The 14,398-nt window shown below is 49.4% G+C and carries 13 protein-coding genes; 10 read left to right on the forward strand and 3 right to left on the reverse strand.

The features are described from left to right. Nucleotides 1-36: 36 nt before the first annotated feature. Nucleotides 37-2,037, reverse strand: a complete 2,001-nt coding sequence (mnmC, locus tag FVB43_RS05755; protein ID WP_133841329.1) for a bifunctional tRNA (5-methylaminomethyl-2-thiouridine)(34)-methyltransferase MnmC2/FAD-dependent 5-carboxymethylaminomethyl-2-thiouridine(34) oxidoreductase MnmC1 — start codon at nucleotides 2,035-2,037, stop codon at nucleotides 37-39. A gap of 155 nt (nucleotides 2,038-2,192) precedes the next feature. Here mnmC and fabB point away from each other — a divergent pair, with 155 nt between their 5' ends. After that, nucleotides 2,193-3,416 carry a beta-ketoacyl-ACP synthase I gene (fabB, locus tag FVB43_RS05760; RefSeq protein WP_133841330.1) on the forward strand — a complete coding sequence of 408 codons (1,224 nt, stop codon included), beginning with the start codon at nucleotides 2,193-2,195 and terminating at the stop codon, nucleotides 3,414-3,416. A gap of 65 nt (nucleotides 3,417-3,481) precedes the next feature. Here the strand turns inward: fabB and FVB43_RS05765 are convergent, their stop codons facing one another. Both FVB43_RS05765 and FVB43_RS05770 read right to left on the reverse strand, forming a co-directional pair. Further along, nucleotides 3,482-3,859 (reverse strand): MmcQ/YjbR family DNA-binding protein, encoded by a 378-nt coding sequence (locus FVB43_RS05765; protein WP_133841331.1) that lies wholly within the window; start codon nucleotides 3,857-3,859, stop codon nucleotides 3,482-3,484. 53 nt (nucleotides 3,860-3,912) lie between these two features. Then, nucleotides 3,913-4,182, reverse strand: coding sequence for a YceK/YidQ family lipoprotein (locus tag FVB43_RS05770; RefSeq protein ID WP_133841332.1), 270 nt, complete (start codon nucleotides 4,180-4,182; stop codon nucleotides 3,913-3,915). A gap of 302 nt (nucleotides 4,183-4,484) precedes the next feature. On the opposite strand from FVB43_RS05770, the gene ada reads away from it, so the two are divergent. The 9 genes from ada (at nucleotide 4,485) to FVB43_RS05815 (ending at nucleotide 14,366) form a co-directional block, all read left to right on the forward strand. Continuing rightward, the gene (gene ada, locus FVB43_RS05775; protein WP_133841333.1) at nucleotides 4,485-5,552 is read left to right on the forward strand and encodes a bifunctional DNA-binding transcriptional regulator/O6-methylguanine-DNA methyltransferase Ada; all 1,068 of its coding nucleotides are present in this window, start codon (nucleotides 4,485-4,487) and stop codon (nucleotides 5,550-5,552) included. After that, nucleotides 5,545-6,267 carry a 2OG-Fe(II) oxygenase gene (locus FVB43_RS05780; protein WP_133841334.1) on the forward strand — a complete coding sequence of 241 codons (723 nt, stop codon included), beginning with the start codon at nucleotides 5,545-5,547 and terminating at the stop codon, nucleotides 6,265-6,267. The genes ada and FVB43_RS05780 overlap by 8 nt, the downstream gene beginning before the upstream one ends. A 249-nt stretch (nucleotides 6,268-6,516) precedes the next feature. Continuing rightward, nucleotides 6,517-7,818, forward strand: coding sequence for a 3-dehydroquinate synthase II domain-containing protein (locus tag FVB43_RS05785; RefSeq protein WP_167863574.1), 1,302 nt, complete (start codon nucleotides 6,517-6,519; stop codon nucleotides 7,816-7,818). A gap of 11 nt (nucleotides 7,819-7,829) precedes the next feature. Continuing rightward, the gene (locus tag FVB43_RS05790) at nucleotides 7,830-8,657 is read left to right on the forward strand and encodes a class I fructose-bisphosphate aldolase (RefSeq protein ID WP_167863575.1); all 828 of its coding nucleotides are present in this window, start codon (nucleotides 7,830-7,832) and stop codon (nucleotides 8,655-8,657) included. Beyond that, the gene (locus FVB43_RS05795) at nucleotides 8,654-10,360 is read left to right on the forward strand and encodes a class I adenylate-forming enzyme family protein (RefSeq protein WP_167863576.1); all 1,707 of its coding nucleotides are present in this window, start codon (nucleotides 8,654-8,656) and stop codon (nucleotides 10,358-10,360) included. Before FVB43_RS05790 ends, FVB43_RS05795 begins: the two co-directional genes overlap by 4 nt. A 59-nt stretch (nucleotides 10,361-10,419) precedes the next feature. After that, on the forward strand, nucleotides 10,420-11,136 hold the full coding sequence (locus tag FVB43_RS05800) for a methyltransferase (protein ID WP_133841338.1): 717 nt from the start codon (nucleotides 10,420-10,422) through the stop codon (nucleotides 11,134-11,136). Further along, a complete protein-coding gene (locus tag FVB43_RS05805; RefSeq protein ID WP_133841339.1) occupies nucleotides 11,133-12,821 on the forward strand; it encodes an FAD-dependent monooxygenase in 1,689 nt (562 codons plus the stop codon). Before FVB43_RS05800 ends, FVB43_RS05805 begins: the two co-directional genes overlap by 4 nt. Before the next feature lie 48 nt (nucleotides 12,822-12,869). Then, complete coding sequence (locus tag FVB43_RS05810) at nucleotides 12,870-13,574, forward strand: cupin domain-containing protein (RefSeq protein WP_167863577.1); 705 nt, start codon at nucleotides 12,870-12,872, stop codon at nucleotides 13,572-13,574. Nucleotides 13,575-13,601: 27 nt separating this feature from the next. After that, on the forward strand, nucleotides 13,602-14,366 hold the full coding sequence (locus FVB43_RS05815; protein ID WP_167863578.1) for an SDR family oxidoreductase: 765 nt from the start codon (nucleotides 13,602-13,604) through the stop codon (nucleotides 14,364-14,366). Nucleotides 14,367-14,398 lie beyond the last annotated feature (32 nt).

The following is a 14,398-nucleotide window of genomic DNA, read 5'->3' on the forward strand; positions in this document are numbered from 1 at the left end:
TTTCCTGCCATAAGCACATTAAAGCAAGGATTATTCTTACTTCGGTACTTTTCCTTTCAGCAGTTTGCGCACCCAGTAGCGGTTGGGGCTGGTGGCGGCCAGGGTGGAGCGGTCAAGCGGGATCGGTTCGCCACACAGCTGCGCCGCCAGCACTTCTGCTGCCAGCGGTCCGCTGCACAGTCCACGCGATCCCAGCGCACCCAGCACGAACAGGCCCTGATAAACCGGTGCGGGCTCAGCCTGTTGCTGCTGCTGCGCCAGCGTTTCGTACTGGTGCAGCGTAGCGGCATAGTCCGGCAGTGCGCCCATCATCGGCAGATGATCGCGCGTGGCGGCGCGAACGCCACAGCGTGCTTTGCCGTCACTGACATCAATCTCCTGCGGCCATCCTGCATCCGGCAGACAGCGGAGCAGGCGATCGCGATTCTCCTGCTGATCGTCGGCGCGGTACTCTGTCGCAGTATCGCCGCGATGATAGCTGGCTCCGATGCAGTGCTGCTGAAACTGTGGGCTGACCGGCGTCAGATAGCCGTCGTAGCACAGCACCTGTTTCAGCGCGGACAGTGCCTCCGTGGTGGGTACGTGGCTGACCTGACCACTCACCGCATAGAGGGGCAGCTTCTCACTCTGGATGAAATCTGTCAGACGGTGGCCGGTTGCCAGCACCACGTTACGATGCGTGCAGTCAGGCTGCGTGCGGAAGCTTAGCTGCCAGCCTGCCGGGTGTGGCGTCAACTGCGTGATCTCCTGCTGCCAGTGTAACGTCGCGCCCTGCTGTGCTGCCTGCTGCCACAGTCCCGCGGTCAGTTCTGCAGGAGAGAGCCAGCCACCCAGCGGGTAGGTGATGCCGCCGCAGCCGGTGGTGACGCCGCACAGTGCTTCCGCTTCTTCAGTGTTCACGGCGGCAGCCAGCGCGGGCGGCAGCGCCATTTGCAGCATTTTGCTGATCTTCTCCGCGCTTTTTTCGTCCCACGCCAGCTGAGTGACGCCGCACCAGTCATGCTCGAACGGCAGGGTCAGCTGATTGTAGACGCGGCGGGCAAAGGTAAAGGCGGCAGGGAAAAACTGTGCCAGTGCCGGATCGTGGTGGTTGAGCAGCGGGTAAACTGCGCCCTGGCGATTGCCGGAAGCGCCCTCGGCCGGGCGCGCATCGGCACAATAAAGCGTGACCTTTTTACCGCGCCGCAGTAATGCCAGGGCCAGCAGTGCGCTGACAATGCCTCCCCCTGCCAGGGCAAAATCATCGCCCTCAGCGGCCGGGCGCGCATACCACGGAGCCTGCGCAGGCCGGACAACAGCAGCGGGCAGATGGCCAATCAGCATCTCGCGCTTTTCACCAAACCCCTTGCGCTTTGTCACCTCAAATCCGGCCTGCTGCAGACCACGACGCACAAATCCGGCCGCCGTAAAGGTGGCCAGCGTGCCGCCCGGCCTCGCCAGGCGTGCCATACAGTCAAACAGTTCCGGCGTCCACATATCCGGGTTCTTGGCCGGGGCGAAACCATCCAGAAACCAGGCGTCGACCTGCTGATTCAGGGTGTCATCAAAAGTATGGATAAGTTGATTAATATCGCCAAACCACAGATCGAGCGTAACACGCCCGCCATCCAGCAGCAGACGATGGCAGCCGGGTAACGCGAGCGGCCACTGTTCACGCAGCTGGCGCGCATAATTGGCCAACTGTGGCCAGCTTTGCAGGGCGGCGTCGAGATCGCTGGCCGTTAAAGGAAATTTTTCACAGCTGATAAAGTGTAATCGCTGGAGTCTGGCTTCTGGCTCACGCGTGGTGAAGGCATCAAAAGCCTGCCATAGCGTCAGAAAATTCAGGCCCGTTCCGAATCCAGTCTCGGCCACAATAAAGAGATCGCGCGGGTGCGTGGTGAAACGTTCGGGGAGGTGATTACCCTCCAGAAAAACGTAGCCGGTTTCTTTCAGACCATTCTGGTTAGAGAAATAGACATCATCAAATACTCGGGATACAGGTGTACCCTGATCGTTCCAGCGTAGTTGTGCGTGCTCTATTGGTGCGGTTTTCACGGCAAAGGCTCATTGCTCAGGCAGTGGCGCGATTTTAACGATGTGCTTGACCCTACGCAAATTTACACAAGGAATTCGCTGATCGGACTTGTTCGGCGTACAACTGTAAGCTAGAGTGCCAGTCGAATCCTAATTAGAAGTGAAAGAGGTATTGAATGAAACGTGCTGTGATTACTGGCCTAGGGATCGTTTCCAGTATTGGTAATAACCAAGAGGAAGTTCTGGCATCATTACGTGAAGGCCGTTCTGGCATCACCTTCTCGCAAGAACTCAAAGATTCCGGCATGCGTAGTCACGTCTGGGGTAACGTTAAGTTAACGAAGGACGACATTTCAGCCCGTATCGATCGCAAAATGCTGCGTTTTATGAGCGATGCGTCAATCTATGCTTTCCTCTCCATGCAGGATGCGGTGAAAGATTCCGGCCTGACCGATGAGCAGTACCAGAACAACCCACGTGTGGGCCTGGTTGCCGGTTCCGGCGGTGGTTCACCGTTCTATCAGGCTGCCAGCGTTGACGGTATGCGTGCCAAAGGTCTGCGTGGCGTTGGCCCGTATATGGTGACCAAGGCAATGGCTTCTGGCGTGTCTGCCTGCCTGGCGACCCCGTTCAAAATTCATGGCGTGAACTACTCTATCAGCTCTGCCTGCGCCACGTCTGCGCACTGCATCGGTAACGCTGTAGAGCAGATCCAGCTGGGCAAACAGGATATCGTATTTGCTGGCGGCGGCGAAGAGCTGTGCTGGGAAATGTCCTGTGAGTTTGACGCGATGGGCGCATTGTCCACCAAATACAATGACACTCCGGAAAAAGCGTCCCGTACTTACGATCAGCAGCGTGACGGCTTCGTTATCGCAGGCGGCGGCGGTATGGTTGTGGTTGAAGAGCTGGAGCACGCACTGGCGCGTGGCGCACATATCTACGCTGAAATCGTTGGCTACGGTGCGACCTCTGACGGTGCTGACATGGTGGCGCCATCCGGTGAAGGCGCAATGCGCTGCATGCGTATGGCAATGGAAGGTGTGGATACCCCAATTGACTACCTGAACACCCACGGAACCTCAACGCCAGTGGGCGATGTGAAAGAACTGGGCGCTATCCGTGCCGTATTCCCGGATAAAACCCCGGCGATGTCGGCGACCAAAGCGATGACAGGTCACTCACTGGGCGCCGCTGGCGTGCAGGAAGCGATTTACTCGCTGCTGATGCTGGAGCACGGTTTTGTTGCACCAAGCATCAACATTGATGAACTGGACCCGGCAGCAGAAGGCCTGGACATCGTGACTCAGCCTACCGAGCGTAAGCTGACCACCGTGATGTCTAACAGCTTCGGCTTCGGTGGCACCAACGCCACCCTGGTGATGCGCAAGCTGGCATAGTTTGCTGCTACGCAGTGCTGAAAAAGGGGCGAGTCATCGCCCCTTTTTTTGATCTTAAATGGGGGCTATTCGCGACTGTCCCTCAGTGCGCTTGGCCTTAAGCGTTTCGGCAAACCTGCCACCACCCGATCGTAAGACTCCTCCACCAGTTGTTTCACTAATCCCTCAGTAATCTGCTCCCCCGGATAAATCGAAATCCAGTGGCGTTTATTCATATGCCAGCCCGCATGAATACTGTCGTAGATCACCCGATGCAGTTCGCCATCTTCCGGGCGACACTTCAGGTTCACGATGCGTTCGCCGCGCACCTGCGACATCAGCGCAAACATCTTACCGCGCACTTTAAATACCTCAATCTCCGGGCCGAAAGGGTAGTCAAGCTCTGCTTCGGGCAGCGCCAGAGCTATCTGCATGGTGAGTGTCTGAATCTGCTGTCCGTCCATTGCCCTATTCCTGTGCTGTTTTCGTTTTCCGCAGGCTAGCATAAACAGGACGTTTATTTCACGTTCTCTGCCGGCTTCGGTGGCTGTGTGATGTTGTCCGGCGTGTGGTAGTAATGCCAGGTATCAAACGGCAACATCAGCGTATCGGCCACGACGGAGAACGGCAGATCGAGCCAGCACCCGAGACAGTCAGGCAGTGTGTGGACGTCGAGTTGCGTCCCCGCATAAAAGGAGTTTTTTGGATTGTTGCCAACGGTGTGGCTGGTGATGGTTGCGCAGCCGCAGAGCAGCATAGCGAGAGTAAGGCCGATTTTCTTGAGCATGATGACATCCCTGTGATGATAGCCGTCAATAGGGTAGGGGAAAGCATGGGGGAAGAGGAGGATGATAAGTGCGGAGGAAGGGGAGGTATCATGTCGCGGTCAACTCATCGTGACCACGGTGTTGTCCGGCCATGATATGACTTGCGTACGGGGAACAAATTTAATGTGCCATTACGGCCTCCCGTTTTGCAGGTTAATACAAAAGCAAAAAACGGAGTGTTTTCTCTCTATTTTTACTTTTAAATTAACCAATATGTTCGGGCTGGATGCCCTGGTGTATTCAACTTTCACAGGTAAAGTGTATGAGTGAGTCAAAGAAATGGATGACAGATGAAGAGCGCTGGCAGGGCATTGTTGAAAGAAATAAAGAGGCAGATGGTCACTATGTCTATGGCGTGCGTACGACAGGTGTGTACTGTTCGCCGTCCAGTGCGACGCGGCAGCCAAAACAACATAACGTGGTGTTTTTTAATTCCGCCAGTGAAGCGGAACAGCAAGGCTATCGTGCCAGTAAGCGTTTCTATCAGGGGCAACCAGAATTAGAAAAAATCTACACGGATAAAATCGAAGAAGCCTGCCGTTACATAGAGAAAAGTGAAGGAATAATGAAACTGTCTGACGTGGCAGATTATGTAGGGATGAGTTCTTTCCATTTTCACCGACTGTTTAAATCGATCACCGGTTTAACACCAAAAGATTACTCCATCGCAAGATTGCATGAAAAGTTGCGTGACAATCTTGGGCAGAGTGATTCCGTAACAGAGGCCATTTACAGTGCAGGCTTTAGCTCCAATAGCCGTTTTTATGAAAATGCCTCTGCAATGCTAGGGATGACGCCTAAGGCATGGAGAGAAGGGGGAAAAGGGGCAAAGATATATTTCGCAATAGGCATATGTTCTTTAGGTAATATCCTGGTGGCTCAAAGTGAGAAGGGCATTTGTGCCATCCTTCTGGGGGATGATGCTGATAAATTGCTACAGGATCTGGAAGATAAATTCCCCCAGGCGAATCTGGTGGGGGGCAATTCGGAATTCGAACAGGTGGTAGCGCAAGTGGTTGGGTTTATTGAAGCCCCGCAAATGACATTAGCGTTGCCTTTAGATATCCGCGGTACCTCATTTCAACAACGCGTCTGGAAAGCACTCTGCGAGATCCCTGTTGGGGTTACGGTCAGTTATACCGATATTGCGAAGCGTATAGGTTCCCCAAAAGCAGTGCGCGCTGTCGCGGGGGCCTGTGCAGCCAATATTCTGGCCGTGGCGATCCCTTGCCATCGTGTGGTGAAAAATGATGGTTCTCTGTCTGGCTATCGCTGGGGAGTCGAACGCAAACGAACGCTGTTAGACCGGGAAGAAAAATTCAATGAATGAATATCATCCACGGTGTACCCATCGTGCCTTAGTGCTCGATTGGGAACGTATTACTGTTGAACTGAATGCAGGAGGAAGCGCCTGTATCAGTGGGCTTCTCCTTGATGAAGAATGCGATACCCTCAAAGCAATGTATCCACAGGGTGAATGGTTTCGCTCCCATATCCATATGGGGCGTCATGGGTTTGGTCAGGGGGAGTATAAATACTTTAAATATCCGTTACCCGATAGGGTCGCCGAGCTGCGCACGGGGTTATATCCAGAGTTGGCAAAAATAGCCAATGACTGGAATATAAAAATGAATATTCAGTGGGAATATCCATCAACGCATCAACGCTATCTTGACCTTTGTCATAGCGCGGGCCAGATAAGGCCAACGCCTCTCCTCTTGCAGTACACCAAAGGGGATTATAATTGCCTGCATCAAGATCTGTACGGGGAGCGGGTTTTCCCCTTACAGGTTGCCATTCTGCTTTCCGAACCTGAACAGGATTTCCTGGGCGGTGAGTTTGTTTTAACCGAACAGAGGCCCCGTAGGCAAACCCGGGCAGAAGTGCTCAGTTTGAAAAAGGGGGATGCGGTAATTTTTGCTGTGTCTCACCGCCCGGTGCAAGGAAATAAAGGGCATTATCGAGTCAATATGCGGCACGGTGTCAGTAAAATTCATCATGGTAACCGGCATACGCTAGGCATCATTTTTCATGATGCTTTATAAAATATTAAATGCTGAATGGCAGATGTTGAAGTGTAAAAATCATAAAAAGTAAGATTGCTTTATAGAATCCTTATTTAATTTAAAGACAGATAATGATTTTTATTCGTTAAGAATTCAAAAGCAAGATTCGGATGGTTTAAAAGCATCGCACGGAAGAATACTGTATTGGTTTTAAGAACAATACTGCATTCTACTGTGGCTTTTTTCTTGGAATTTTATTCCTACCTCTTACTTATAAAAGGATTTTACATGAAACCTTCTGACGTTAAAGTGAATAAAAATGAAGCTAAGGTTGACAATTTCGTTACCGAAGAGACAGTATTAAAACGCTCATCGGTAAAATTAGGAAACATTAAAACTCAGGGGCGATTGAAAAGAGAGTGTGATGACACCCCTCATATTTGGTTTGATACGATTCAGTTGAAAAATAAAAAGCCGGATGACGGTATGTTCATTAGAGTGATAAATTCTATTTATAGTGGAGTTGTTGTTTATCTTGAAAATATCAACGATCTCATTAAAGCGATCCCAGAGAGGATGCAAATAGTATTGAAAATCCGCAACGAAACAGAACTAAAAAAGTTTCATGAGAGTGTTTTTTTTGATGAGTTTAAAGCGCAGAAAGGAAGTTCTCGTTTCAGTGTCGCCTATCATGATGTTCATGCACTAAAAAATATTAAAAAAAATGATATTCCATCCTGCTATATTTGTTATGTCGATGACCAGAAAAGTCTACTGGGATCAATTAGTGATGGTATTGATTTTGACTATCTCTGGATACTTTTTCGCGATCCCACCAACATTCCGCTAGAACTCGTCATTGCATCATTACAATCAACGCACACAATTTTAATGAAAGAAGTGAAGGAACCTTCAAATGTGGATGATGCAATCGTTTCTTATGGCGTAATGGAATATGGTGCTGAAGGCGTTATATTTTCTCCGGTAGAGCATGATGTCATGAGTGACTTTCTTAATAGAATGTCAGATCGTGGAAACAAAGACATCACTATTCAGGTCGGGACGGTGATGGATAGTCGACCCGTAGGAATGGGATACCGTGCCTGCATTGATACCGCAACGTTGTTCCAGCCTGATGAAGGCATTCTGGTCGGCAATACCTCACAGGGCGGTTTGCTCTGCTGTGCTGAAGTGTTTTTCCTACCCTATATGGAATTACGCCCGTTCAGGGTGAATGCAGGGGCGATGCATTCGTATGTATTCAATCAGGACAACCTCACGGATTATATGAGCGAACTTAAAACCGGTTCTCCCGTTATGGTTGTGAATGCTAAAGGGCGTACCCGCCGTGCTGCTGTTGGCCGTATGAAAATAGAGCTGCGCCCTCTGAGGCTGATTGAGGTTGAGTTTTCTCATCAAGAACGTGTCAGCGTCATTATGCAGGATGACTGGCATGTCCGTATATTTTCTGACGCGGCTAAGCCTCTTAATATTTCTGAACTCAAGGCAGGCGATAAGGTTTTAGGGTACGTCACCGAACCTGGCCGCCATGTAGGCATTAAAATAAATGAAAGTATTATAGAAAAATAGCGAGGTGAGCGATGAGTTTCATTGGAAGAAAAACAAGGCTACACTCACTATTATTTTATGATTTCCCACTGGGACTTATTGTCCCTCTTGATCACGGTCTCACACTAGGTCCAATTGACGGAATAGAGACAACCGAAAGGCTGTCCCGATGGATTGGCAGCAAAAACATCAGTGCGGTTATTGGACATAAAGGTCTTATCGAAAGGTTAATCGATCGTGATATGTTGCACCCTGCAACAGGAATTGTGGTTCAGCTTAATGGAATGCCCGGTATAGCCCCCGACCCTGATAAGAAAATTATTGTCTCGAATATAGTAGCCGCATTGCGGCTTGGTGCTGATGCTGTATCCGTTCAGGTTAACTTTTCAAAGGATAATTATGGGCATAACCTTTCTCTGCTTGGCCGCGTTGTGGATGAAGCACACGCGTACGGGATGCCTGTGTTAACGATGGCATACGATAAAGAGGAATTATCCAATGATGATGAAAGAATAGTCAGAATCAATCACATCATCAGAATTGTCTCTGAATTAGGGTCGGATGCAATCAAGTTAGCACCACCAAAAGCGATATCTGACATACCCATTATATTGGCTAAGCATTGCCAGGATATTCAGGTTTATTTCGCCGGAGGAGAGTTATGCACGGAAGACAGATTGTGTGAGATGACCTCGACGCTGGTAGCTCATGGTGCATATGGTTTGTGTATCGGTCGTAATGTGTTTCAGCATCCTCAACCCGAAGAGTTGTTAGTTAGCATTGTGAATTTAATGAAAAGTATAAAAATACCCTTAAGAGTCTCAAGACAAAAATACCCAGAGGGAAGGGCGCTGAAATGAGTCATCACATGCGATCGAGAGAACGTTTTGTCAGTGAAATACTACAGGATAGTGGGTTATTTTCGGAAAAAATATTACACCGGTTACGTGAGGATGAGTCTCTCGGTTGCGGGAATATGTTGGACCGTATTTTGTTACTCAACGTCTGTAAAGAGAGAGCATTCCTCTTTCTGGACCGCCCGCTCCTTTCCCCGGGAGGAGGATATACACAGGCTCTCAGCCTTAACACATTACAGCAGTATAGAATGTTTCTGGCGCAGTGGTATTTACAGCATGGAGTGAAAAAAGGGGATGTCATTTCTGTTTGTGTTGAGGATGGTATTACACCGTTTTTACATTATCTTGCATTGACCAGCCTTGGCGCGACTATCTCACTTATCAATCCAGGAATACCTGCAGATCTCGGGATTCTGTATATGAATGAGAACGGTTTCCTGAAACTGGTCATTGACGCTGAGACAAGTAAAAAGAGTTCATTTGTCCGGCAATGGCAACAGTCGAATGAAACGCTTGATATTTCGACGGCGGATTTTCACCGGGCGATTTCCCTCCCTGAGTCGTGGCCATTCGAACCTGAAGATTCCACTCTGGTGATGTTGAGCCATTCTTCCGGCACCACAGGTGTGCCAAAAGCGGTCCGTTTTGAACACCGCCAGTTCTTTATGGGAAAACGAGTGCGCATTGGCCGCTTTTCAGAGGGGCCAGATGAGCGACTGCTCACTGCCCTTCCTCAGTCACATTCAGCGGCAATCAGCCATTTAGAAACGGCAATTCTGCATGGTATCCCCACGTATGTCGTGGGTTCTCAGGATGGAGAAGCTTTACGGCAGGCAATACATGCTTTTTCTCCCACCACCGTTGCCGCCTTTCCTCACAGCTATATGACGTTGATCGAAGCGGGGATCGGTGATGCCGAATTTACCACTGTACGCCGATGGTTAAGTATGGGAGATGCCTCTCATCAAAGCCATATACGCCGGTTGTTGCAGGGGGCGCCGAAATCAAAATATATGGACTCTTTTGGCAGCTCGGAATTGGGAATGGCGTTATTTCGTAATGAGTCGCGGATTGATGCCCTGGCCCCTCATCGTTCAATTGGCCGTCCTGTTGATATTGCCGTGGCTAAAATTCTCGATTTTGCAACGGGAGAAGAGGTGCCTTCCGGAACACCCGGCCTGTTTGCTGTACGTTCACCCACCATTACCTCAGGGTACTGGCAGCAGCCGGAACAGACGAACAGGGCATGGCGAAATGGTTACTTTGTGACGGGTGATATCGCGCTGTGCAAAAAGGGTGTTTTCTATCATGTCGACCGGGAGGTGGATGTTGTGGTAACACCGTCAGGCAACCTTTATACCTTGTTTCTCGAAGAGGTCGCGCAGCAGGTCGATGGCGTCTGTGATGCCGTGGTGGTGGGCGTTGCAGGAAGAACCGCTAACGATCCTGAAATACTGGTGTTGATTCTGGCAGACAGGGAAGCGACACGTGAGTCCGCTGCACTTTCGCTACAGGTAACGGAGCGTATCTATGAGTCAATGATGAACTCTGGCCCACTTTTAGCGAAACACGCGATTGCCTCGATCGTTGTGGACAGTCTGGCATTCCTGCCCGTGGGTGCCACAGGTAAAATATTAAAGAGAGAACTGCGTCAGTCTGCTTTATCGCTTATCAGGATAAACGCTGAAAGAAATTTAATGAATTAAGGTTTTTTCTTAAATACAGCATTCTCTTTAACAGTAATCTATTATCTAAGAGAGAAAAGATGAAGGAACATACTTTTAACTCGGCAGTGCTTAATTCCGTTATCCAACGACTGAATGATGCTGAAAGCGATGGTTGCCATAATTACGAATGTCTTGGCCATCATTTTATGATTAACGAGGGCGTTTTTCCTCCCACTCATTTTCAGTCTACAGGGATATTTACCCGTCTGATACCTTATCCTAAAGGTGGCCGTTTTCTTGAAATAGGATGTGGTGCAGGTGTCACTGCGGTTGTTGCTGCCCTTAGCGGTTGTGCACGAGTTGTTGCCACCGATATTAGCGAAGCAGCGGTGAACAATACGCGGATGAATGTAGAAAGGCATGGTGTTGATCATATTGTATCGACGCTTCAAAGCGATCTTTTCAATGCGCTCAAGCAAGGCGACCAGTTTGATACTATTTTCTGGAATTCAAACTTTGTTTTTGTTCCTGAAGACTATGTTTTCGATAATAAGATACTTCACGCATTTTGCGATGTTGGCTATGCCACACATCATCGTTTTTTTAAGGAAGTAAAAAATTATCTGGCTCCTGGTGGTGCGTTGCTGTTGGGGTTCAGCAGTCAGGGGGATATTTCTGCATTGACAGAATTGCTTGGTCAATATGGTTATCAATATGAAATCGTGGCCTCTGAATTCGGCGGGAATGGCAGTGAAAACCATTTTTATATTATGAAATTGATACCACTTTCTGTTGATCACCAGGAGGTTATATGAATTCACCTGCCATACATCACGCACCCGTCATCATCATCGGCGGTGGGCCTGTTGGGATGATGCTGGCGTTGTTCCTTGATTATCATGGTGTGCGTAGCCTTATTGTCAACCGAGATAAAGAGACACGCCTTCACCCTAAGGGGAACACACATAACTCCCGGACGATGGAGCACTACCGTCGTGTCGGAATTTCAGCTGCCATCAGAAAATTAGGTCTCCCATCAACGTATCCCAGAGATATTACCTATTTTACCCGATTAAACAGTTGGGAGCTGGTGCGCTTCAGCATGCCGTCAGAACAGCAAAGAGCGGTGATAGCACGGGATGATGATGTCACGCATCAAATACCTGAGCCTTTGCTCAGAGCGAATCAAATGTATGTTGAGCGTTATATGCACAATCATCTCAACGAAAGAGAAAACATAGAGGTGCGCTTCGGCTGGCACGCGGTTTCTTTAGAACAGGATGAGGCTGGCGTTAACGTCATTATTGAAGACTCTACTCATTCGTCCCGCAGGGAGTCGTGGCGTGCGGATTATCTTATTGGATGTGATGGCAGTCATAGCTTTGTCAGGAAAACGCTGGGGATAGGTTACCAGGGGACCGACACGGCGATCGCGGGTTTCTTAACGGGAAGAATGTTTTCTTCGCACCTCCGTATTCCGGCATTACACAACAGAATATTGCGAGGTAAAGAAGCCTGGATGTACAACGTTATGGCGCCAGGTTTAAGAATGTTGCTTATCAGTTTGAATGGAAAAGATGAATTCGTGTTGTTATCCAAACCGGGTTCAGAAACGGAAGAGCCGGACGATCAGAAGATGATTCAGCACATACAGGCAGGGTGTGGAGAACCGGTCGATGTTGACATTATCGCACATTCAGTATGGCACGGTGGCCTTGCTCAAATTGCAGAGCGTTTTTCTGAAAAGCGGATTCATCTGGCGGGTGATGCGATTCACTTATTTTCCCCAACCGGCGGGTTTGGCATGAATACCGGCATTGATGATGCGTCAAATCTTGCCTGGAAACTGGCCGCAGTGATTCAGGGGTGGGCGCAGCCCGGGCTGCTGGCCTCTTATGAAATTGAACGGAGGCCCGTGGCCAGGCGCAATACTGCTGCGGCCCGTCAGCTCACGCAGCGCGCAAGTCGTCTGAAAATACCGGGCGATATTGAGATTGCAGAGAGTCCGGCGGCGCATCGATCGCGTCTTGAGTTTGGTCAGGCTTTGCAGGTATTTCGTAGTCAGTTCAGTTCGCCCGGCATCGAGCTGGGGGCTCGCTATGACCAGTCTCCTCTGATTTGTACTGATGGCGAACGTCCTCCATTCGATAACCTTCATGACTATCAGCCCGATAGCACGCCGGGAGGGCGTCTTCCGCATATCTGGGTGGAGGACGCTAAGGGACATCGGCGATCCCTGTTTGATCTGCTTGGTTCTGGATTTTCTCTGCTGCGTATTGGCGCAGATGCGCCCGACGTGAGCGATTTTCTCCGTGTGGCGAAAAAAAGAGGGATACCGTTAAAAATCATTGAGCTTCCTGCACCAGATGCATTGTCGTTATATCGCTACCCATTACTGCTTATTCGCCCTGATCAGTACATTTGCTGGCGAGGAAATGATAATCCTGAAAACACAGACTCATTATTTTCCCGTGTGACAGGAAGCAAGATGAGTGAATGAAGTTTCACCCGTTGAATTTCTGGGTATCAATGTAGTCAGGAGGATGTCATGAAAATGGAATTAATGAATACTGAACGCGATTTTTCCGAGTGGGCAATTGATGCAGAAGAAAATGCGGCTGTTTTTTCTCAAATAACACATGATCCGAACCCACTGGTCGTCAATGGTGAGCCTGAAGGTGCATCTATAAAATTTCTTCGCACCGGTAAGTCCACGGATGGACGGTATTTAATGGCTGAAGTTGAAGTTCCTCCGGGTTCCGGGCCGCCATTACATGTTCATACTCAAACGGATGAGTGGTTTTATACCCCGGAAGGCGGTGTTGTTATGCTGATGGGAACCAAGAAATATGATGATCTGGATAACCCACCCGATATTTCTGGGCGCGATACTATCCGCATGGTGCCTATGAAAAAAGGAAGCCTGGTGTTTGGTCCGCGGCATTCTATTCACGGCTACCTTAATGTCACGGATAAGACAATTATTGTTCAGCTTATCTGGACGCCGGATACTGAGAAGAAATCTATTCTTGGCTATTTCGAATCTATTACCAAACCCATTTTACCGGGTTTAAAGGGGGCAAAGAATAATCCGATAGTTCAACTCAAGGCCGTAAGCGAAGCACGCGACTATGGGATGATGTTTAGTACTGGTTTTTGGAAATATGCCGAAAGGGTTGAAGATGGAGAAGCGCCATTCGGTAAAAATATGTCGGAACTTATCACATTGATTAATCCGGCCAAGGTACGTTAATACGTCATTTATTAAAGGATCATAGTTATGATGATGTTGAAAAATAAAACAGCATTAATTACAGGTGCAAGTTCAGGAATCGGGCGTGAAGCGGCGAAAATTTTCGCCAAAGAAGGTGCCGCTTTGGTACTGGTCGCCCGTCGTGCTGCCGAGCTGGGGTCGCTGGTTGATGAAATTATCTCTTCGGGCGGAAGGGCCGTAATGTTAGCCGCTGACGTAAAGGATGAAGCTTGTGCGAAAGAAGCGGTGAGATTAGCGGTTCACCATTTTGGTGGGCTGGATATTGCTTTCAACAACGCTGCCACGATGGGCGAAATGGGCGAGACCACCGGTATTTCTCTGGAAGGCTGGAATGAAACGATAGAGACCAATCTGACCAGTGCGTTTCTTGCGGCTAAATATCAGATTCCCGCGATGCTGCAACGTGGCAATGCGTCACTGATCTTTACGTCCTCATTCGTAGGGCATGCCATTGGCTTTCCTGGAATGGCCGCCTACGCTGCAAGCAAAGCGGGTTTGATTGGCCTGACGCGTGCGCTGGCAGCCGAGTACAGCCCGGCAGGGATCAGGGTTAATGCGTTATTACCAGGAGGAACGGATACAGAAATGGGGCGTTCATCCACCGATACGCCGGAGAAAGAGGCTTTTATCAATGGGCTTCATGCGATGAAACGCAGGGCAACGCCGGTAGAAATTGCCAATTCTGCAATGTATCTGGCTTCCGAGCTGTCGGCATTTACTACCGGCACCGCTTTATTTGTTGACGGTGGTGTGAGCATTAATCGTACGTAATCTGGTTTTTTTCTGCTCTGGCTTTGAATGAG

Source organism: Erwinia rhapontici (assembly GCF_012271765.1).
Taxonomy (GTDB): Bacteria; Pseudomonadota; Gammaproteobacteria; order Enterobacterales; family Enterobacteriaceae; genus Erwinia; species Erwinia rhapontici.

What these genes read in the sequence shown, in the direction of transcription:
- FVB43_RS05800 (WP_133841338.1), top strand. Translation starts at nt 10,420, where the DNA reads ATGAAGGAACATACTTTTAACTCGGCAGTGCTTAATTCCGTTATCCAA.
- fabB (WP_133841330.1), top strand. Translation starts at nt 2,193, where the DNA reads ATGAAACGTGCTGTGATTACTGGCCTAGGGATCGTTTCCAGTATTGGT.
- FVB43_RS05815 (WP_167863578.1), top strand. Translation starts at nt 13,602, where the DNA reads ATGATGATGTTGAAAAATAAAACAGCATTAATTACAGGTGCAAGTTCA.
- FVB43_RS05770 (WP_133841332.1), bottom strand. Translation starts at nt 4,182, where the DNA reads ATGCTCAAGAAAATCGGCCTTACTCTCGCTATGCTGCTCTGCGGCTGC.
- FVB43_RS05805 (WP_133841339.1), top strand. Translation starts at nt 11,133, where the DNA reads ATGAATTCACCTGCCATACATCACGCACCCGTCATCATCATCGGCGGT.
- FVB43_RS05765 (WP_133841331.1), bottom strand. Translation starts at nt 3,859, where the DNA reads ATGGACGGACAGCAGATTCAGACACTCACCATGCAGATAGCTCTGGCG.
- FVB43_RS05790 (WP_167863575.1), top strand. Translation starts at nt 7,830, where the DNA reads ATGAGTTTCATTGGAAGAAAAACAAGGCTACACTCACTATTATTTTAT.
- FVB43_RS05785 (WP_167863574.1), top strand. Translation starts at nt 6,517, where the DNA reads ATGAAACCTTCTGACGTTAAAGTGAATAAAAATGAAGCTAAGGTTGAC.
- FVB43_RS05780 (WP_133841334.1), top strand. Translation starts at nt 5,545, where the DNA reads ATGAATGAATATCATCCACGGTGTACCCATCGTGCCTTAGTGCTCGAT.
- ada (WP_133841333.1), top strand. Translation starts at nt 4,485, where the DNA reads ATGAGTGAGTCAAAGAAATGGATGACAGATGAAGAGCGCTGGCAGGGC.
- FVB43_RS05795 (WP_167863576.1), top strand. Translation starts at nt 8,654, where the DNA reads ATGAGTCATCACATGCGATCGAGAGAACGTTTTGTCAGTGAAATACTA.
- FVB43_RS05810 (WP_167863577.1), top strand. Translation starts at nt 12,870, where the DNA reads ATGAAAATGGAATTAATGAATACTGAACGCGATTTTTCCGAGTGGGCA.